17 protein-coding genes are annotated in these 20,253 nt (G+C 61.9%); 9 read left to right on the top strand and 8 right to left on the bottom strand.

The features are described 5' to 3' along the window. Positions 1 to 930 carry a glutaminase gene (locus RPG13_RS19355; protein WP_164759084.1) on the top strand — a complete coding sequence of 310 codons (930 nt, stop codon included), beginning with the start codon at positions 1 to 3 and terminating at the stop codon, positions 928 to 930. 90 nt (positions 931 to 1,020) lie between these two features. Here the strand turns inward: RPG13_RS19355 and RPG13_RS19360 are convergent, their stop codons facing one another. Continuing rightward, positions 1,021 to 3,948, bottom strand: a complete 2,928-nt coding sequence (locus RPG13_RS19360) for an Rne/Rng family ribonuclease (protein WP_337125754.1) — start codon at positions 3,946 to 3,948, stop codon at positions 1,021 to 1,023. Positions 3,949 to 4,622: 674 nt separating this feature from the next. On the opposite strand from RPG13_RS19360, the gene RPG13_RS19365 reads away from it, so the two are divergent. The 6 genes from RPG13_RS19365 to RPG13_RS19390 all read left to right on the top strand — a co-directional run bounded on the left by RPG13_RS19365 (position 4,623) and on the right by RPG13_RS19390 (position 12,067). After that, positions 4,623 to 5,885 (top strand): N-acetylmuramoyl-L-alanine amidase, encoded by a 1,263-nt coding sequence (locus RPG13_RS19365; protein ID WP_337125755.1) that lies wholly within the window; start codon positions 4,623 to 4,625, stop codon positions 5,883 to 5,885. Between the two features lie 211 nt (positions 5,886 to 6,096). After that, the gene (locus RPG13_RS19370; protein ID WP_126106740.1) at positions 6,097 to 8,553 is read left to right on the top strand and encodes a penicillin-binding protein 1A; all 2,457 of its coding nucleotides are present in this window, start codon (positions 6,097 to 6,099) and stop codon (positions 8,551 to 8,553) included. A gap of 142 nt (positions 8,554 to 8,695) precedes the next feature. Further along, positions 8,696 to 9,827, top strand: a protein-coding gene (gene prfB / locus RPG13_RS19375; RefSeq protein ID WP_101954579.1) for a peptide chain release factor 2 whose coding sequence is annotated in 2 segments (ribosomal slippage) — positions 8,696 to 8,761 and positions 8,763 to 9,827 — 1,131 coding nt in all. Because the reading frame shifts where the segments join, the coding sequence is not laid out codon by codon here. A gap of 445 nt (positions 9,828 to 10,272) precedes the next feature. Further along, positions 10,273 to 10,659, top strand: coding sequence for a hypothetical protein (locus RPG13_RS19380; RefSeq protein WP_126106739.1), 387 nt, complete (start codon positions 10,273 to 10,275; stop codon positions 10,657 to 10,659). Between the two features lie 109 nt (positions 10,660 to 10,768). After that, the gene (locus RPG13_RS19385) at positions 10,769 to 11,137 is read left to right on the top strand and encodes a GFA family protein (protein ID WP_126106738.1); all 369 of its coding nucleotides are present in this window, start codon (positions 10,769 to 10,771) and stop codon (positions 11,135 to 11,137) included. A gap of 279 nt (positions 11,138 to 11,416) precedes the next feature. Then, positions 11,417 to 12,067, top strand: coding sequence for an OmpA family protein (locus RPG13_RS19390; RefSeq protein ID WP_337125756.1), 651 nt, complete (start codon positions 11,417 to 11,419; stop codon positions 12,065 to 12,067). A 107-nt stretch (positions 12,068 to 12,174) separates the two neighbouring features. On the opposite strand, the gene RPG13_RS19395 is transcribed toward RPG13_RS19390, so the two are convergent. Together RPG13_RS19395 and RPG13_RS19400 are read right to left on the bottom strand one after the other, a co-directional pair. Continuing rightward, the gene (locus RPG13_RS19395) at positions 12,175 to 12,447 is read right to left on the bottom strand and encodes a DUF2798 domain-containing protein (RefSeq protein WP_127204406.1); all 273 of its coding nucleotides are present in this window, start codon (positions 12,445 to 12,447) and stop codon (positions 12,175 to 12,177) included. A 36-nt stretch (positions 12,448 to 12,483) separates the two neighbouring features. Continuing rightward, positions 12,484 to 13,368 carry an NmrA/HSCARG family protein gene (locus RPG13_RS19400; protein ID WP_126106736.1) on the bottom strand — a complete coding sequence of 295 codons (885 nt, stop codon included), beginning with the start codon at positions 13,366 to 13,368 and terminating at the stop codon, positions 12,484 to 12,486. 127 nt (positions 13,369 to 13,495) lie between these two features. On the opposite strand from RPG13_RS19400, the gene RPG13_RS19405 reads away from it, so the two are divergent. Beyond that, positions 13,496 to 14,389: a LysR family transcriptional regulator gene (locus RPG13_RS19405; RefSeq protein ID WP_126106735.1), complete on the top strand. Its 894-nt coding sequence runs from the start codon at positions 13,496 to 13,498 to the stop codon at positions 14,387 to 14,389. A gap of 193 nt (positions 14,390 to 14,582) precedes the next feature. Here RPG13_RS19405 and RPG13_RS19410 read toward each other — a convergent pair whose 3' ends face one another. Together RPG13_RS19410 and RPG13_RS19415 are read right to left on the bottom strand one after the other, a co-directional pair. Then, positions 14,583 to 16,223 carry a DEAD/DEAH box helicase gene (locus RPG13_RS19410; RefSeq protein ID WP_164897449.1) on the bottom strand — a complete coding sequence of 547 codons (1,641 nt, stop codon included), beginning with the start codon at positions 16,221 to 16,223 and terminating at the stop codon, positions 14,583 to 14,585. Between the two features lie 191 nt (positions 16,224 to 16,414). Further along, positions 16,415 to 17,188, bottom strand: coding sequence for an NAD kinase (locus RPG13_RS19415; protein WP_095489473.1), 774 nt, complete (start codon positions 17,186 to 17,188; stop codon positions 16,415 to 16,417). A 253-nt stretch (positions 17,189 to 17,441) separates the two neighbouring features. On the opposite strand from RPG13_RS19415, the gene RPG13_RS19420 reads away from it, so the two are divergent. Beyond that, positions 17,442 to 17,606, top strand: a complete 165-nt coding sequence (locus tag RPG13_RS19420; RefSeq protein WP_245458044.1) for a hypothetical protein — start codon at positions 17,442 to 17,444, stop codon at positions 17,604 to 17,606. A gap of 38 nt (positions 17,607 to 17,644) precedes the next feature. On the opposite strand, the gene RPG13_RS19425 is transcribed toward RPG13_RS19420, so the two are convergent. Genes RPG13_RS19425 through RPG13_RS19435 form a run of 3 tightly spaced genes read right to left on the bottom strand, consistent with a single transcriptional unit; the run spans position 17,645 to position 20,253 of the window. Continuing rightward, positions 17,645 to 18,406 (bottom strand): MBL fold metallo-hydrolase, encoded by a 762-nt coding sequence (locus tag RPG13_RS19425; RefSeq protein ID WP_337125757.1) that lies wholly within the window; start codon positions 18,404 to 18,406, stop codon positions 17,645 to 17,647. Between the two features lie 3 nt (positions 18,407 to 18,409). Beyond that, entirely contained in the window at positions 18,410 to 19,474 is a 1,065-nt protein-coding gene (locus tag RPG13_RS19430) for an ABC transporter ATP-binding protein (RefSeq protein WP_337125758.1), read from the bottom strand. After that, the gene (locus RPG13_RS19435) at positions 19,471 to 20,253 is read right to left on the bottom strand and encodes an ABC transporter permease (RefSeq protein WP_126106730.1); all 783 of its coding nucleotides are present in this window, start codon (positions 20,251 to 20,253) and stop codon (positions 19,471 to 19,473) included. Before RPG13_RS19435 ends, RPG13_RS19430 begins: the two co-directional genes overlap by 4 nt.

The following is a 20,253-nucleotide window of genomic DNA, read 5'->3' on the forward strand; positions in this document are numbered from 1 at the left end:
ATGCCGGACCTCGAACAAGCTTTGACCGAAGTTGCCGCCGAAATGGCGGAGCGCACGGATCGCGGCGATGTCGCGACCTACATTCCGCAACTCGGCAAGGTCGATCCGAAGAAGTTCGGCATTGCCGCCGTGACCAATGACGGTCGCGTGCTGATGGCGGGCGACGCCGATGAGCCGTTTTCAATCCAGAGCATTTCGAAGGTGTTCACGCTGACATTGGCGCTCGGCAATGTCGGCGACGCGCTGTGGCAGCGTGTCGGGCGCGAGCCTTCGGGCAACCCGTTCAACTCGATCGTCCAGCTCGAGCATGAGAACGGCATTCCGCGCAATCCGTTCATCAATGCCGGCGCCATCGTCATTTCCGACATTCTGCTCGCCGGCCACCAGCCGCGCGAGGCGATCGGCGAGATCCTGCGCTTCATCCAGTTCCTGGCCGACGACGAGACCATCATCATCGACCGCGAAGTCGCGGCTTCGGAACGCGCCACCGGTTTTCGCAATTTGGCGCTTGCCAACTACATGAAATCCTTCGGCAATCTCAACCACGCGCCGGACCTGGCGCTGGGCGTCTATTTCCACCATTGCGCCATCGCCATGAGCTGCCGGCAACTGGCTTTGGCCGGCCGCTTCCTCGCCAATGGCGGCAAGAACCCGGCGACCGGCCATTCCGTGGTGTCGGCCGAGCGCGCGCGCCGCATTGGCGCGATGATGCTGACTTGCGGTCATTATGACGGCTCCGGCGATTTCGCCTTTCGCGTCGGCATCCCGGGCAAGAGCGGCGTAGGCGGCGGCATATTGGGGGTCGTTCCTGGTGTGGCGTCGCTCGCCGTCTGGTCGCCCGGCCTCAACGCCAACGGCAATTCCAGGCTGGGATCGATAGCGCTGGAAAGGCTGGCGAAAATGATGAACTGGTCGATCTTCGCGCCATAGCGTTGGGATCTCAGGCAAGAAAAATCCCGCGCCGTCTTTGGATGGCGCGGGATTTTTTTGTCAGAAGATCAGTCTAAGCAACTGAAAGGCTTAGAAAAAACCTTTCTTCTGCCACCAGCCGGCACGCTTCGGCTTGTCCTCGGTCTTTGCCTCGTCGGCAACAGTCGAGGACACGATCGGCTCAACCGGAGCATCAACCGGTGCCGGCTTGCGTCGCGATGGGCGGGCCTTCGGCTTTTCGTCGATGGCGGCCACGGCTGTTTCCTCCGAAACAGGCGCCGGAGCCTCGGCGGAGGCTTCCGGCTCGGCAACCGGTGTCTCGGCGACGGCGTCTGCTGCAGCCTTCTTCGGCTTGGCGGCGCGGCGCGGCTTCTTCGGCTTCTCGGCGCTCGGCGTGTCGTCGTTGGCCGGAGCAAGGTCCGCAGGCTCTTCGACCGGCGTTGCTGCTACCGGCTCGCTGGAGACGGACTCCAAGACGTCGCCTTCGGGACTGTCAGCCGCCTCGGCAGTGCCTGCATCGACCTCGCCTTCGCCGTCTTCACGGCGATTGCGCTTGCCGCCGCGCTTGCCACGCCGGCGCTTCTTGCCCTGGCCGTCATCCGACGCGTCCACCGCCTCGGTAACGCCGACCTGCGCCTCTTGGTCTGCTTCGGCGCCTTCATCGTTTGAGGCTTCGGAGACGCCATCGGCAGTGGCCGAGAGGGACGCGCCTTCCACGGGGGCGCCATGCTCGCGGTCGCGATCCTTGCCGCCGCGCCGTCTGCGGCGCTTGCGACGCTTGCGGTCGCGGCCTTCGCCATCCTCGGCGAGCCTTGGCTGCTGCGGCTGCTGGGCCTGGCGCGGTTGCTCGGCCGGTGCAACAGCCTCGTCCTCATCCTCCTCGATGACGATTTCGTCCGCGGGCTCTTCCGGCTCGACATAGGCGGGCAAGGTGCGCACCTCGACGAAGCCTTCAGGCTTTTCCGCCAGCGCGCCGCGGAAGATCGCATAGTGCTGGGCGCCGACCGCGTCGTCGGCCTCGACGGTGATGGTCAGGCCGAAGCGGCTTTCGAGCTCCACAAGCGTGCCGCGCTTGTGGTTGAGCACATAGAGCGCGGTCGCCGCCGGCGTCCGCACCGTGATGTGGCTGCGCGAATCCTTGAGCAGGAATTCCTCGATCGCCCGCACCACCATCAGCGCGACAGACGAATCGGACCTGACATGGCCGGTGCCGCCGCAATGCGGACACGGCTTCATCGTCGATTCCAGCACGCTGGCACGGATGCGCTGGCGCGACATCTCCATCAGGCCGAAATGCGAGATGCGGCCGACCTGGATGCGGGCGCGATCGTTCTTGAGGTGATCCTTCAGCCGCTTCTCGACGGAGCGGTTGTTGCGGTTCTCCTCCATGTCGATGAAGTCGATGACGATCAGGCCGGCGAGATCGCGCAGCCTCAGCTGCCGTGCGACTTCCTCGGCCGCTTCCAGATTGGTGTGAAGCGCCGTGTCCTCGATCGAGTGCTCCTTGGTCGAGCGGCCCGAATTGACGTCAATGGCGACCAGCGCTTCGGTCTGGTTGATGATGATGTAGCCGCCGCTCTTCAGCGTCACCTGCGGCTGCAGCATGCGGTCGAGCTGCGCTTCGATGCCATTGCGCACGAAGATCGGCGTCGTGTCGCGGAACGGCTGCACGACTTTGGCGTGGCTCGGCATCAGCATGCGCATGAAGTCCTTGGCCTCGCGATAGCCCTCTTCGCCGGAGACCTGGATCTCGTCGATGTCCTTGTTGTAGAGGTCGCGCACCGAGCGCTTGATCAGGCTGCCTTCCTCGTAGACCAGGGCAGGGGCCGTGGACTGCAGCGTCAGATTGCGGACGTTTTCCCAAAGCCGCATCAGATATTCGTAGTCGCGCTTGATCTCGGCCTTGGTGCGGCTTTCGCCGGCCGTGCGCAGGATGACGCCCATGCCCTGCGGCACTTCGAGATCGGCGACGACCTCCTTTAGTCGCTTGCGGTCCTGTGCATTGGTGATCTTGCGCGAGATGCCGCCGCCGCGCGCCGTGTTCGGCATCAGCACCGAATAGCGGCCGGCAAGCGACAGATAGGTGGTGAGCGCCGCGCCCTTGTTGCCGCGCTCTTCCTTCACGACCTGCACCAGAAGGATCTGCCGGCGCTTGATCACTTCCTGGATCTTGTACTGCCGGCGCACCGGCTTGCGGCGATTGCGCGCTTCTTCCAGCGCATCCTCGGCGCCGACCGATTCGACCTCATGGTCGTCCGAATGCGAGGAATGCACCTCTTCCAGCATGCCGCGATCATTGTCGGTGGACGTGGCTTCTCCGGTCGTCTCCGCCCGGGGCATGGCTTCGGAAATCACATCCGCTTCGATGCTGGCGGCAATGGAATTGGGTCCGCCTTCCGAAGGCCCAGTCTCATCATGACTCGTCTCATCACGACTCGCCTCATGACTGGCGACCTCGCGATATTCCGAAGTCTCGGGCGCCGTATCCACATTTTCGGAAACGGCATCGACGCTCTCCGCGCCCGCATCTTCGCCGCTCTCATTGGAGCCGTTCTCGCTGGAATCGGCAGAAACGGGGGAATCGACAGAATCGTCGGAATCGGCCGCACCTGCATCACGCTTGTGCTCGCCTCGGTCGCGGCTCTTGCCACCGCGCCGGCGCCCGCGCCGGCCGCGATCGCGGCTCTGGCGGTCGTCGCCTTCGCCGTCCTCATCGTCCTCGTCTTCAGCCTCCTGCGCTTCCGCGCGCAGCAGCGCCTGACGGTCGGCTACCGGAATCTGGTAGTAGTCGGGATGAATTTCACTGAAGGCGAGGAAACCGTGACGGTTGCCGCCATATTCGACAAAGGCTGCCTGAAGCGAGGGTTCGACGCGGGTTACGCGGGCGAGGTAGATATTTCCTTTGAGCTGCTTCTTGTCCTGGGATTCAAAGTCGAATTCTTCAATACGGTTACCGCGAACGACGACAACGCGTGTTTCCTCCGGGTGGGAGGCGTCTATCAGCATCTTGTTGGGCATTATTTCGTTTCCCCCCGGCAGCCGTCAGCCGCAGCTTGCGGGGCAAAGCCCGCCGCTGTGAGTGTGGATGAACATGGGTGCCGGGCAATTGAATGTCCGCCGGCCGCTGCCTTAGCGCCATGGCGGTGCCGCCCGCAGCCATAATGGCGCGGTTTGCTGCGGACCTTTCCATGATTGCGCTTGAAGCCATCGTAACCAGCAGAACCTTTTTGAACCAAAGCCCGGGAAAACCGGACCAGCTTGTTTGCTCGTACAGAGCCGGCGCGGGACAATCCCGGCCGTTTTCCTCACGCAGGCGTTTCCCCCGCCACGGGCTCACACCTGCGAAATTCGTCGCGATCACCTGATACCTTTTTCGCCTGAAGCGAAAGGAGCCGTCGTTCATCTGACCTGTAGCGGGAAGCTGCGGAGAAGGACGGTTCCAGGATTGCAGTGATCCACCATCGCTTTTATGATTTGGCGGGTTGGAAGGCAACCCCGATTTCGGATGCCGGCAAAAAGCGGTTCCGCAACGGAAGCACGGCTTTAAGCCTTTGGATGAAAAGGCTTGGTTAACCTTCTCTGGATACCAATCGTTAATCGAGTTCGCGGCCTAGCCGGCATTTCGACAAGACGCCGACACTCCGACAAGTAAGATTGGGCGCCTGGCGCCAAACCGGAGCGACTGGAAAGAGATGGGACTGGCAGTCTTCACGCACAAGGGCGGTCTTGCCAGAGACGGTCTCTTCCACGCCGCTTGTCTGCTGTTGCTGGTTGTCGCTTGCCTGGCTTCTTCGCCTGTTTCCTTTGCTGGCGACGCGCCGCTCACCGCGACGAGCTATAAAATGGCGGGTGACGCCACCAAGATGCGCATCGTCATGAATTTCGACCGCGAGCCCGACGTCAAATGGTTCCTGCTGCGTGGCCCCCACCGTCTGGTCGTCGACCTGCCAAGCACGAAATTTGCCATCAATGCCAAGGATGTGAAGGCGCGCGGCCTGGTCAGGGGGGTGCGCTACGGCGATCTCGGCGAGGGAGTGTCGCGGCTGATTCTCACCGGCAAGGGCCCGTTCGCCGTCGACAGGCTCGACGTGCTCAAGAATGAAGACGGCAACGGCTACCGCATCGCCATCGACATGTCGGCGGCGTCCGCGCGGGAGTTCGACGCCGCCCTTGCCAACCAGGCGCTGACCACCGGTTCGACGATCTCCCCCGACAAGGGCGGCAGGGTCGGCACCGGGCCGATCTCCAATCCAGGTCATCGCTTCACCGTCGTCATCGATCCAGGTCATGGCGGCATCGACGGCGGCGCCGAGGGTCTGAACGGCACGGTCGAGAAGAACGTCACGCTCGCCTTCGCCACCGAATTGCGGGCCAGACTTGCCGCAGTCGGCAAGTACGACGTGTTCATGACGCGCGAGACGGATCAATTCCTGCGGCTGGACGACCGCGTGCGCATTGCTCGCCAGCACGAGGCCGATCTGCTCATTTCGATCCACGCTGACACGATCAGGGTCAAGGGCCTTCGCGGCGCAACCGTCTACACGGTTTCCGATAAGGCTTCCGATCCCGAAGCGCAGGCGCTCGCCGACCGTGAAAACCTTTCCGACCAATTCGCCGGCATGGAGATCAAGGACGATAACAAGGAAGTGACCGACATTCTGATCGACCTGATTCGACGCGAGACGCATAGTTTCTCGATGAGTTTCGCCCAGACTTTGGTCGGCCAGCTTTCCACCAGCGTCGGCCTCATCAACAATCCGCAGCGTTCGGCGAGCTTCAAGGTGTTGAAGGCGCCGGATGTCCCCTCCGTGCTGGTCGAGCTCGGCTATCTGTCGAACGCCAAGGATGAGGCGCAACTGCTCAGTGCCGATTGGCGCGGCAAGGCGGCCCAGAGCATAACCAATGCCATCGCCCTGTTCGCTTCAGCCAGGGTCGGAGCAGGAACCGGAGGCTGAGATGCCAGCCGTCGCCCACAACCAGAGGCAGCGTTGCACGACAACAACACCCCGTACTTATTTCCCCGATTCGAGACCGAAATTCCGTGCTGCCGCATTTTCCCCACATGGTGGCGACATGGGTTTTCGATTACTGGTCGGGATCATCTCGAAAGCTTGCGCGAAAGGCGGCTTCGTTTAGGAGATTCCCGAACCAAGGACTGGAGCGGGCATGATTCGTCTCATTGGCTATTTCTTCGGCATCGGCACGGCGCTGGCCCTTTTGGTCGCGGCGGGCGTGGCGATCTATATCAGCCATTTGTCGAAGGATCTGCCCGACTACGAGGTCCTGGCTAAGTATGAACCGCCGGTGACGACCCGCATCCATGCGTCCGATGGTGCGCTGATGGCCGAATATGCGCGCGAGCGCCGCCTGTATTTGCCGATCCAGGCGGTGCCGGATCGTGTCAAGGCGGCCTTCCTGTCTGCCGAGGACAAGAATTTCTACAATCATCCCGGCATCGATATGACCGGCCTTGGCCGCGCAATCATGGTCAATCTGCAGAATTTCGGCTCGGGCAAGCGCCAAGTCGGCGCCTCGACGATCACCCAGCAGGTGGCGAAAAACTTCCTGTTGTCCTCGGACCAGACCTACGAGCGCAAGATCAAGGAGATGATCCTCGCCTTCCGCATCGAGCAGGCCTATTCGAAGGATCGCATTCTCGAGCTCTACCTTAACGAGATTTTCTTCGGACTTGGCGCCTACGGCGTCGCCGGCGCAGCACTCACCTATTTCGACAAGGCGGTGAATGAACTCACCGTGGCGGAGGCGGCCTACCTGGCGGCTTTGCCGAAGGGCCCCTCCAACTATCACCCGTTCAAATATGCCGACCGCGCCATCGAGCGCCGCAACTGGGTCATCGACCAGATGGTCGGCAACGGCTACGTCACGCCCGAGGAAGGCGCCAAGGCCAAGGCCGAGCCGCTCGGCGTCAAGCCACGCCGCTCCGGCACCTATCTGTTCGCCGGCGAATACTTCACCGAGGAAGTGCGTCGCCAGATCAGCGCGCGCTACGGCGAGAATGCGCTCTACGAGGGCGGCCTGTCGGTCCGTACAACGCTCGATCCCAAGATGCAGCTCATCGCCCGCAAAGCCATGCAGAACGGCCTGATGAAGTTCGACACGCTGCGCGGCTATCGCGGGCCGGTGAAGACCATCAGCGTATCCGGCGACTGGGGCGTGCCTTTGAGCGAAGTCAAGGGACTTGACGACGTGCCCGAATGGTCGCTCGCCGTCGTGCTCGACAGCTCGGAGAGCGGCCTGTCCATCGGCCTTCGGCCGACGCGGCAGATCTCGGGCGAACTCGTCAAGGATCGCATCGAAGGCACCGTCAGCCGCGAGGACATGAGCTTCGCCATGCGTCATGTAGTCGACGGCAAGACCGTCAAGGCCAAGTCGCCGGCGGATGTGCTGAAGCCGGGCGACGTCATCTTCGTGCAGAAGAAAGAGGGTACGGACGGAGCCTATATCCTGCGCCAGGCCCCCGAAGTGGAAGGCGGCTTGATCGCCATGGATCCGCATACCGGCCGTGTTCTGGCCATGGTCGGCGGGTTCTCCTACGCGCAATCCGAATTCAACCGTGCCACGCAGGCCATGCGGCAGCCGGGTTCGTCGTTCAAGCCGATCGTCTATTCGGCCGCCCTCGACAATGGCTATACGCCGGCTTCGGTGATCATGGACGGCCCGATCACCATCAAGAGCGGCAACACGACCTGGACGCCGAAGAACTACGATGGAAGGACAGCTGGCCCGGCGACCTTGCGGTCCGGCATCGAGAGGTCGCGCAATCTGATGACTGTGCGCCTGGCCAACGACATGGGCATGAAGCTGGTCGCGGAATATGCCGAGCGCTTCGGCGTCTATGACCGTCTGGCGCCGTACCTGCCGATGGCGCTGGGTTCGGGCGAGACCACCGTGATGCGCATGGTGTCGGCTTATTCGATCATGGCCAACGGCGGCAAGTCGATCAAGCCGACGCTGATCGACCGCATCCAGGATCGCTACGGCAAGACGGTGTACAGACAGGACGAACGCGGCTGCGAAAATTGCAACGCCGCCGAATGGCAGAACCAGCCTGAGCCGGAACTGGTCGACAATTCCGAGCAGGTGCTCGATCCGATGACCGCCTATCAGATCACCTCGATGATGGAGGGCGTCGTCGAGCGCGGCACCGGCGCCACCGTCGCCGAACTCGGCCGCCACATCGCCGGCAAGACCGGAACGACAAACGACGAGAAGGATACCTGGTTCATCGGCTACACGCCCAATCTCGTTGTCGGGCTTTACATGGGCTACGATCAGCCGAAAGGTCTTGGCAAGGGCGCGACTGGCGGCGGCCTCGCCGCGCCGATCTTCAAGGACGTCATGCGCGTGGCGCTGGACGGCACGCCCAATGTCGATTTCAAGGTCCCCGAAGGCATGAAGCTGATCGCCATCAATCGCAAGACCGGCATGCGCGCCAACCCAGGCGACGCTGGCGCCTTTATCGAAGCCTTCAAGCCGGGCACCGGCCCCGCCGACAGCTACTGGGTAATCGGCATGGATGCGGACGGCTCCAACGCCTCCGGCGGTTCGCTGTCGCCACAGGCCAACCAAGCCATCCAGTCCGGCGGCGGCGGGCTCTATTGACATAGGATATGGCATTCTGGGCCGGCTTTCGAGCCGGCCCATTTCGCTTTACAGGCGGCGGTGCCGTCCCTATGTATCGCGCCAACGCAAGCTCTGTTTAAGCAATAGGGCACCATTTCAACACAGGACAGAACAGCCAGCCATGCGCGCGGAAACGCAGAACATTGTCGACGAAATCAGGCAGGCGATTACCCTGCTGAGGAGGCATCTTTGACTGGGATCAGGCCATAAAGCGGCTTGAATACCTGAACGTGCGTGCCGAGGATTCGAGCCTCTGGAACGAGCCGCTGGAGGCGCAGAAGCTGATGCGTGAGCGCCAGGGCCTCGAGGACGGCATCGCCGCAGTCAAAGGCCTCACCCAGGCGCTGGAAGACAATATCGGCCTGATCGAGCTTGGCGAGGAAGAGGGCGACGAGAGCGTCGTCGCCGAGGCGGAAGCGGCGATCCGCTCGATGCGCGGCGAGGCAAAGGCGCGCCAGATCGAGACGCTGCTTTCGGGCGAGGCGGACGCCAACGACAGCTATCTCGAGGTCCATGCCGGCGCCGGCGGCACCGAAAGCCAGGACTGGGCCTCGATGCTTCTGCGCATGTACACGCGTTGGGCCGAGCGGCGCCGCTTCAAGGTCGAGGTGCTGGAAGTGCATGACGGCGAAGAGGCGGGCATCAAGTCCGCCACGCTGCTGATCAAGGGCCACAATGCCTATGGTTGGCTGAAGACGGAATCCGGTGTCCACCGTCTCGTGCGTATTTCGCCCTATGACAGCAATGCGCGCCGCCACACGTCGTTCGCCAGCGTCTGGGTCTATCCCGTGATCGACGATACGATCGAGATCGACGTTTCCGAATCGGATGTTCGCATCGACACCTATCGTTCGTCCGGATCGGGCGGCCAGCACGTCAACACCACCGATTCGGCGGTCCGCATCACCCATCTCGCCACCGGCATCGCGGTCGCCTGCCAGGCCGAGCGCTCCCAGCACAAGAACAAGGCGAAGGCCTGGGAGATGTTGCGCTCGCGGCTCTACGAGGAAGAGCTGAAGAAGCGCGAGGCGGTGGCGAACGCCACCGAAGCGTCGAAGAGCGATATCGGCTGGGGCCACCAGATCCGCTCCTACGTTCTGCAGCCCTATCAATTGGTGAAGGATCTGCGCACCGGCGTCGAGAGCACAAGCCCGTCGAGCGTGCTGGACGGCGATCTCGACGATTTCATGGAGGCCTCGCTGTCGCAGCGCATCGAGGGCGGCGCCGGCGAAGTGGTGGCCGATATCGACTGAAGCGCCTACGCACCAAAGCAGCAGCAACATCACGCTAGAGTAACAGGCTCTCACTCTAATTGAGCGGTCGCTTTATAGCGTTGTTTTTTCATCGAATTTTTTACAACGACTTCTACTTCGGGGGTTGATGCTGCCGGCCTGCCGGCGCCTAGCCCGGAACCACTGCGAGCTGAATCTCGTTATCTGCGATCCCGTCTGCCGGGGTCGATGAAATCACTCTCGTCGACCCCGGCAGTCTGGTTCCGGCTGCAGATGTCGGCGCTCGGCTTGCACCGCAATTTTCTTGCGCCAACAAAGGAATCAGCCCAGCATTCAAAGGCTGGGGGGAAAAAAGCATTTATGGCCGGACGCGGCGTATCTGCGACCTGACGATCCGGCCACTGGGAAGACACGTTCCGGGAACGGGCAAGCGAAACGCTTGAACTCGTTGATAGGAACTGCGCCCATGCCTGCTTTCACAACCCGACCGGCCTCAGCCGTCAACACGGCGCGCCGCCTCCTGAATTCAATCATCGCGGTGGTGGCTCTGACGGCCGCCACCATCACATTTGCAGCGTCCGCTTTGGCGCACGACGCCAAGCCGACCGCGGCGAAGCCGCAAGGCTGGAGTTACCCATTCTCCTGTTGCTCGGGTTATGATTGCCGCGCGGTCTCGCAGACCTCGATCAGCGAGCGTCCGGAGGGCTACGTCATCAAGGGGACAGGCGAGGTCGTGGCCTACAGCGACACACGGATCAAGAATTCGCCCGATGGCGAATATCACTGGTGCTCGGTCGCCGGCGCCAACGACGGAAAGACCATCTGCCTGTTCGTGCCGCCGTCGTCCTTTTAGGCGCCACGCGTCTGACGCAGGCAAGCGAGTCTGCTGCAGACGGTTGTCAGAAGCGTCTCTTTATGTTGCCTTGCCGCGCGGGCGGCAGGCAATCGGGAGGAAGGCGTTCATGACCATAAAGGCAAGCTGCCACTGCAGGGCGACGACATTCGAGGTCTCGCAAGCGCCGCAGACCGTGACGCAATGCACCTGTTCCTTCTGCTCGAAGCGCGGCTCGTTATGGGCCTACTACACCCCGTCGCAATTCAAGCTCACCAGCCCACTCAAGAATGTCTCATTCTACCAGTGGGGGTCGAAAACGATCAAACACGGTTTCTGCGCCACCTGCGGCTGCGGCACCTTTACCGAAACGCCGGACTGGTCGACCGGCAAGCCGGATTTCGACAATCCGAAGATCAGCGTGAACTCGCGGCTGTTCGACGATTTCGACCTCGATCAGGTCGAGATCGTCGTCATCGACGGCAAGAATCTCTGGTAGCCGATAGTTTCTGGCAGCCAATCAAAATTGCGCAATATCGCGGCAGTGGAATTTGACCGGGAAAAGCCATAGCCAGCCGCGTTCCCGTTCCATTTTTCGCCGCATTTCATGTTACAAGACATTAGAGCGACGTGCCTCCACTTGGACGCACAAAGTACGCTCTAAGACTTTGAATCTATGCATCGTGCCTTCCGAAATCGATGATTTTCGGGTCGATGCGACGGAAGGGCTGATGCGGCGTGCCGTCGGTGGGACCGCGGACTGGAGAGGGACTACCCAATGAAAAAGACTGTGCTCGTCGCCGTGGCGACGGCTGTACTCGTGAGCGCCTGCACCACCACCGATCCGTATACCGGAGAGCAGAAGGTTTCCAACACTGCGGCCGGCGCCGGCATCGGCGCGCTGGCGGGTGCGGGGCTCGGCCTGCTTGCCGGCGGCAACGATCGCCGTAATGCGCTGATCGGCGCTGGCGTCGGCGCGCTCGCCGGCGGCGCCATCGGCGCCACCATGGATCAGAACGAGGCCGAACTGCGCCGGCAGCTTCAGGGCTCCGGCGTCAGCGTCACCCGCACCGGCAACCAGATCATCCTCAACATGCCGTCCGACATCACCTTCAACGTCGACCAGGATGCGGTGAAGCCCGGCTTCTATCAGGTGTTGAATTCAGTCGCACTTGTGCTGAACAAGTTCCGGCAGACCACGGTCGACGTGTTCGGCCACACCGATTCGACCGGTGGCGACCAACACAATTTCGACCTGTCGCAGCGCCGCGCTTTGGCGGTCGCCAACTATCTGTCCGGGCAGGGCGTCGATTCCCGCCGCTTCGCCGTCACCGGCTTCGGCAAGACGCGTCCAATCGCTTCCAATGCGACGGCCGACGGCCGTGCCCAGAACCGCCGTGTCGAGATACAACTTTCACCGCTCACCTGAGCAAGACAGATAAGAAGACGGCATTGAACATGAGAACGGCCCCGCAAGGGGCCGTTCTTGTTTGCTTTTGCTGAACCGACGAAACGTCGGTGCCTGTCGCTTCGTTTTCAGGGTCGGACCGACTGATCGACAATTGCCGCAACGATCCGGCGCACGATCGGAAGGACAATCAGCAGGCTCGGAAACGCAACAAGCCATGATACGCCCCATGCGTATGACCAGGTCGCTACGAAACCGTTCGTCCAGCCGGTGCCGATCGCCGTCGAAACCGCCGAGATGATGCAGGTCATGAGGATTGAAAGAACGAACGGCATAACCACTGCACTGTAGGAAGGCGGCAGTTTTCTTAGCTTCAACGTCTTGTGCGGTGATGCTTGCATGGAAATCTCCTAGTCAGAAAATGTTTGTGGGCGCGATCAGGCGACCTGTGCCGTTTGCAAGGCTAGTTCTCGGATAAAGCTTCGTAGCGAACGCGGCTCGCGGCCCAAGGCGCAGCGCAACGTCAGGCTGTTTCCGCCGAGACCATATTTGGCGTAGTGTTCATGGACTTTAGCCAGCAGCTGCAATTGGCGGTCATCGTAGGGAAGACGGGTATTCGCCGCCCACTCACCAAAGGTCGGCTCGCCAGCAGAAATGGACCGGCCAAGTTCCTCACTCATCATTGAAACGATCTCTTCCCGGCTATGCATACCGTCCGCGCACAGTTCAAGCGTCGCATAAGACAACCGCGCTTCGGTCAATGCGATCGCTGCCACTTCGGCGACATCGCGGTAATCGACACGCGCCAGCTTTGCTGTCTTTGGAAACGGTTCCGAGAAAACGCCGTCCCTAACGATGGACGGCCAGGCTGCTGCGATGTTCTGCATGAAATTGGCAGGATGCAAAATGGTGTATTCCATGTTCGTCGAGTAGAGAGCATCTTCGACCGGCACCTTGCTCGCATGGTTTTTTAGCCTCGTATTGGTCGGCTGGATCACCGACGAGAAGACGAATTTTTGAACGCCCGCTCGTCCAGCAGCCTCGACCATGGCAACACCCATGGCTGCTTCGTCGGGGGCAAAGGCCGGTCCGATGTGGAAGACGCCGTCGACGCCCTCGACGGCATTTCCGAGGCTCTGAGGGTTGCGCAAATTGCCGGTCACGACCTCGGATGCCCCGAGCCTCCGGGCCTTTTCGGCGTTCGCAGGGTCGCGAATGAGTGCTCGAACAGTGGCATTGCGGCGGATAAGTTCAGGCACGACAAATCCGGCAAATCGGCCTGTTGCGCCCACGACCAGGACGGTTGGATCGGGTGCTCGCATGACAATTCCCTTCGATGAAACCTGCCCTTTCGGGATTTCTTTCAGGGAAATAAAACGTCGCGAACAGCGTTACAATTATTTGGCTTTGCGATAGTTTCTCTCGATTTTCGAGAGAAACGGAGATGTCATGAGCCGGATAGTCGATTTTGAAGCTTTCATGGCAGTCGTCGAGCACGGAAGTTTGACGGCCGCCGCACGCCGGCTGAACCGCTCACTGCAATCGATCAGCCGGTCTTTGGCGACGCTGGAGGAATCCGTCGGGGTCGAGCTTGTACAGAGAACGACGCGCCGTTCGACACCAAGCGAAGCTGGGGCGGCGTTTTTCCACCGCATCAAACCCGCCATCGACGAAATAAACGACGCAAGACTCCAAGCCGCCAACCAACGATCGGAACCATCGGGCATCTTGCGCGTGGGCGCGCCAGTTCTGTTCGGCCCGGATTTCGTAATACCTGTCATCGCCGACTACATGCAGATGCATCCTCAGGTCGAGGTTGACCTCCAGCTCGCCGACGGATTTGTCGACCTTGATGCCGAGGGCCTCGATCTGGCAATACGGATCGGCAATTTGCCGGATTCCAGCTTGCGAGCCAGACGCTTGGGCGCGTTGCGGCGCGTCGTGTTCGGCTCGCCTTCCTACTTTGAACGCCGTGGCCGACCAACGCATCCCTTTGAACTGAGCAAGCACAGTTGCATTGTTCGAACCTCCGACCAGCGTCCAGGCGAATGGATGTTTCAGATCGAGGGGAAACCTCGGGCGTTGAAAGTGGCTGGCAGTTTTCGATCCAATTTGATGGCACCGATCTATGCGGCCGCAGTTCACGGATTGGGTTTGGGCTACTCGCCCCTTTGGCAGATAAGGCATTTGGTGGATGATGGCCGCCTAGAGGTGGTTTTAAGCGACTTCGAGCCGGTGCCGGTGCCGATGCACGCCGTGTGGCCGGAAGGCAGATCATCTTCAGCCAAAGTTCGCACGTTTCTGGATATGTTGCCGTCCCGCCTGGAATTTAAAAATCTGTAGCCACCGGATCAGACAAGACAACGCGGCGCGGTCGACGGCCTCGTGGTCATGGCGGCCTCGACCCCGCCTAGGACTAGAACCGACACGCTGAGATCCAGCTTTCGCGCCGCCAACCTGAACAAAGCAAATATCAGACATGAAAACGGCCCCGCAAAGGGCCGTTTTCGTTGGCATTTGAGAATTTCTGCTGTGATCAGACCTTGGCCACGATGCGCATGAAGGCGGGCATATCGTCGCCGAAGCCGACGGTCGCATCATTGTCTTCCTGGCGATTGCGGGCAGGGCGGTTGCCGTCGCGCTGCGGCCTGGTGTCGCCACGTTCCGGCGCACGCTGTTCGTTGCGATTGCGATCGGGCGAAGCCTTGCGTTCGGATGAAGCTTGGCGTTCGGGGGAGGCTTGGCGCTCGGGGGAAGCTTGGCGCTCGGTATTTTCCGAGCGGATCGCTTCCTTGCGCGCGCGCCGCTCACCGGCATCGGTGACTGCGGTCTCGGCCATCACTGGCTCGCCCGTCGTATCCGGTGCTGCATCTTCGCTTTGCCTGGCGTGGCGTTCGCGCGGTTTGCGTTCGCCCCTGTCCTTGCGGTCGTCGTCCTTACGACCGGCACGGCGCGGCGCGCCGCGGCCACGGCGGGGAGCATCGTCCTCTCCACCCTCGCTGGCGACGACCGTCGACAGATCGCCGTCATGCCACTCGATCTTGTTGCCGATCAGCCGTTCGATCGCGTCGATGTATTTCGTGTCGGACTTGGTGGCGATGGTGAAGGATTTGCCCGAGCGTCCGGCGCGGCCGGTGCGGCCGATACGGTGGACATAGTCCTCGGCATGGATCGGCACGTCGTAATTGAAGACGTGGCTGACATCGGGAATGTCGAGGCCGCGCGCGGCAACGTCCGAAGCAACGAGGTAGCGCAGTTTGCCGTCACGGAAATTGGCCAGCATCTGCATGCGCGCGCGCTGGTCCATGTCGCCATGCAGCGCGCCGGCGTCGAAATCATATTTCAGCAGCGACCGGAAAAGCTCCGAAACCTCGACCTTACGGTTGCAGAAGATGATGGCGTTCTTCAGCTCGGCGTCCTCGGCCTTTATCAGATTGCGCAGCGTCTCGCGCTTATCCCAGGGTTTCGAACCGGATTTCACCAGCCGCTGGATGATATTGGTGGCGGCCGACGCGGCCTTCGAAACCTCGACGCGCACCGGGGCGTGCAGGAATTTCTCGGTGAGCTTGGTGATCTCAGGCGGCATCGTCGCCGAGAAGAACAGCGTCTGCCTCGTGAACGGGATCATTTCGCAGATGCGCTCGATGTCGGGAATGAAGCCCATGTCGAGCATGCGGTCGGCCTCGTCGATGACGAGGATCTCGACGCCGTTGAGCAGAAGCTTTCCGCGCTCGCGATGGTCGAGCAGGCGGCCGGGCGTCGCGATCAGCACGTCGGCGCCGCGCTCCAGCTTCTTGTCCTGCTCGTCGAAGGACACGCCGCCGATCAACAGCGCGATATTGAGCTTGTGGTTCTTGCCGTATCTGATGAAATTTTCTTCGACCTGCGCGGCAAGCTCGCGCGTTGGCTCGAGGATCAGTGTGCGCGGCATGCGGGCGCGTGCCCGGCCTTTTTCGAGGCGGGTCAGCATCGGCAGCACGAACGAAGCCGTCTTGCCGGTGCCGGTCTGGGCGATGCCCAAAATATCCTTGCCGAGCAAGGCATGCGGGATGGCGCCCGCCTGGATCGGCGTCGGCTCGGTGTAGCCGGCATCGGTGACTGCGGAAAGGACCTTCGGCGACAGGCCGAGGTCTGCGAAGGTCAACGCTTCTTGAGCGATCTGGGCGTCTGAGGACAAGTTTGGCTGTCTTTGGCTGGTTCGGGGGCGCAACATAAGCAGTCGCGGCAAGCGCCGCGCGCCTGCAAGATTGGTATTGCAGGTAGGCGCAAGCCCACGATTTGTCAACAGAAACGGGCGGAGAACGGCATGATTGTGAAGTCGTAACCTTAATCGCGATGCTTAATCGAGCTGTCGGTCGCTGTACCGGCTCAGTAACGGAACTGTTCGGCGAGAATGCGCTCGTTCCACGAATGGTTGGGATCGAACAGCAGCGTCGCGGTCGCCGTCGGTGATTCCCTGACCGTGACCGTGGTCACCGCCTTGACCTCGGTGTGGTCGGCGGCGGCATTCACCGGCCGTTTTTCCGGCTCCAGAATTTCAAAGCGCACGATCGCCTTGTTGGAGAGCAGCGCGCCGCGCCAGCGGCGCGGGCGGAACGGACTGACCGGGGTCAGCGCCAGCAGCGGTGCGTCGAGCGGCAGGATCGGCCCGTGCGCGGACAGATTGTAGGCGGTCGAGCCGGCCGGCGTCGCGATCATCACACCGTCACAGTTCAATTCCTCCAGCCGCACTTGCTCGTCCACGGTGATACGGATCTTGGCCGTCTGGTAGGATTGGCGCCACAGCGCAACCTCATTGATCGCCAAGGCCGAAATCGTTTCGCCCTCTGCCGTCACCGCCTGCATCTCCAGCGGACGGATCGTTTCGGCAACGGCCGCCGCGATGCGCCCCGTCAAACCGCTGGCGCGGTATTCGTTCATCAGGAAGCCGATGGTGCCACGGTTCATGCCGTAGACCTTTTTTCCTGTGCTCATCGTGTCGCGCAAGGTCTGCAACAGGAAGCCGTCGCCACCCAGGGCGACGACAATCTCGGCATCCTCGATGGATGCCTGGCCATAGCGCGCCGACAGGCTTTCCAGCGCCGCATTGGCGTCGGCGGCGCCGGACGAGACGAAGGCGAAACGGTTGGCGGCTTTGCTCATGGCTCCCCAATGGCGACCGGTTGCTGGGGCCGCGCCAGCGCCGGGTTAGCATGGGCGGGCAAATCTGCAAAGGCAGGCATGTGCTGAGTTCTACACAGTGCCGGGAAGCGCGCCGGCCAGGCGCTCGCGCATCGTGTCGAGTGACAAGCGAATGTGATGGTTAAGACGGGGATTAAACTCTCGTAAAGCCGGATCGATCATGTTAGCCGGCAGTGGATGGGCGGCGTGGGGGCCAGCCAGTCGGATCAATCTATTGCCGGTAACACGCCTGATCATCATCGTCCTGATGCTGGGAAGTTTTGCTCTTGCCTTTGCCCAACTGGTGCGCCAGTCCGAAGAGACGAGTTTGAGACCCCAACCCACGGCTTCACGCTGCGGCGATGCCGCCGGCACGCCGTGCCCGCAAAGGGCGCTGTGAATTCGCCATGCACCTCCCGCGATACGTGAGGCCGGTGCCTATCGCGCCTGCAGCAGATGGCAGCCGGCCTGCCGCTTTTGTGCGAGATACTCCTCGATAAGCTGGCGATAGCGCACCTTGCCGAAGCTCGGGAAATGGCCGCCATGCACGACCGCGATATCGAGCTCGCGCATCCGTAACAGCGTCTCGACATAGTCGTCGACGGCTGAATGATAGACATCGTCGATCAGCGGGCCGTCATAGATGATGTCGCCGGAAAGCAGGATGCCAGTCTTCTTCTCGTAGAGCGCGATGCCGCCGGGCGAATGGCCCGGCGTGTGGATCACCTCGAAGGCACGGTCGCCGAGATCGATGATGTCGCCTTGCCCGAGCAAGCGATTGGCCGGCGCCGGCAGGATCCGGTAGCGCGCCGTATCCCAGCCCTGCGGCAGGCCGTCGAACATTGCGTCGGTCGCGTAGCGGTCGGCGACCGTCCATTCATTGCGCGGGTCGGCGAGGATTTCTGCCTCGGCCGGATGCACGCAGCGGTCCGGAAATTCGTGATGGCAGCCGATATGATCGAAATGCGTGTGGCTGGCCACGCAGGTGAGTTTTCGTTCCGTCACCAGCGGCACATGGCGCCGCAGGCTGAAATGGCCGAGGCCGGTGTCGAACAGCAGGTCGCGGTCGCGACCACGCACATGCCAGATGTTGCAGCGGAAGAACGGCTTGATCCACGGCTCGTGGATCAGCGTCACGCCATCGCCCATGCGGATGGTTTCATACCAATTCGGAGCGTCGATGACCGGAAGCGTGCCCATGGCTCAACCCGCCAGAAGGATGATGTGGCCAGCGTCGCACGAAACCGCAACGATGTCGCCCGGCCGGACGGCCGCAGCGGCGGGAACCCTGGCGATGAAGTGCAGCGCCGGGTCTTTCTCGGAGACGGCAAGCACGCGCTTGAAGCTGCCTTGAAACACAACGTCGCTCACCTTGGCTGTGCCGAGCCTTATAGCGCCGCTGGCCGCGCCGAGAACGAGATGCTCCGGACGGATGGCAAGGGCGACGGCCGTCCCGGCTAACGCTGTGCCGGGCAGCGAGAACGATCCAGTCTGCGTCGCGACAGTGGTTGTTCCGTCCTTCGCCTTCGTCACCGTTCCCGATATCAGCGTGCTTTCGCCCATGAAGGTCGCGGAAAACCGCGTCGCCGGCCGCGCATAGACGCGCTCGGGCGGCCCTTCGTCCTCGATGCGCCCGTCGTTCATCACCACGCAGTGGTCGGCCAGCGCCATCGCTTCTTCCTGGTCATGGGTGACATGGATGAAGGCGGTGCCGACGCGTTTCTGGATTGCTTTCAGCTCGTCCTGCATCTGCCGGCGCAGCTTGAGATCGAGCGCGCCGAGCGGCTCATCGAGCAGCAGCACCGCCGGCTCGATCACCAGCGCTCGCGCCAATGCGACGCGCTGCCGCTGGCCGCCCGACAATTGGTGCGGCTTCTTGTCGAAGGCGGCGGCCAGCCCGACCAGCGCCAACGCCTCGCGCGCCCGCGCGGCACGTGTCGCGGCATCGACGCCTTGCATGCGCAGGCCGAAGCCGACATTGCCGCCGACGCTCATATGCGGAAACAGCGCATAGTCCTGAAACACCGTGGTCGTCGGACGCTTCGCCGGCGGCACGGTGGTGCAGTCCTCGCCGCGGATCAGCACCTTGCCTTCGCTCGGCGTGACGAAACCGCCGAGAATGGAGAGCAGCGTCGTCTTGCCCGAGCCCGACGGCCCGAGCAGGATGGTGTAGCTGCCCGGCTCGATTTGCAGCGACACGTTCTTCAGCACGGTGTGCTGGCCGAAGCGATGCGAAACAGAGCTTATATCGACCAATGGCGCGGTCATGCCGGCTTCCTCCGCAACAGCATCAGTTCGAACAATACCACCAGCACGATTGAGACGGCGAAGACCAGCGAGCCGACGGCGTTGGTCTTGGGATTGAGGCCTGAGCGGAGGAGGTTCCAGATCTCGACGGGCAGCGTGGTGTCGAAGCGCGTCAGCAGGAAGGAGATCACGAACTCGTCCCAGGAGAAGGTCATCGACAGGAAAAACCCGGCGAAGATCGCCGGCGCCATGACAGGCACGGTGATCAGCAGCAGCACCTTCCATTCGGGCGCGCCGAGGTCACGCGCGGCGCGCTCGATGTTGATCTGGTGGTCGCCCATCTGACTGTAGATGATGGCAAAGCACAGCGGCAGGTTGATCACGACATGGCCGATGCCGGCTGCAAGCAGCGATTTTGGCACGCCGGCCCAGTTGAACAGCACCAGCAGTCCCATGCCGATGATAAGATAGCTCACTGTCAACGGCAGCGTGATCAGCCCACGTAGCAGGGCCGAGCCGGGCAAGGCGAAACGTGCAAAGCCCCAGGCAGAAAGGAAACCCAGCGTGACGGCGGCAGCTGAGGAGATGGCCGCCACTAGAAGCGAATTGACCAGCGCCGAGGTCAGCCGTTTGTCGGCGAGCACGGCATCGTACCAGCGCAGCGACGGCCCGGTGAAGGGCGGGATTGGAAACGAAGTCGCCTGCAGCGAAAACAGCACCAGCACGACCACCGGCAGGAAGATGAAGCCATAGATGGCGACGGCATAGAGACCGGAGACGATGCGGATGAGAGCGCGCAT

This window comes from Mesorhizobium sp. ISC15, assembly GCF_037162615.1.
Lineage (GTDB): Bacteria > Pseudomonadota > Alphaproteobacteria > Rhizobiales > Rhizobiaceae > Mesorhizobium > Mesorhizobium mediterraneum.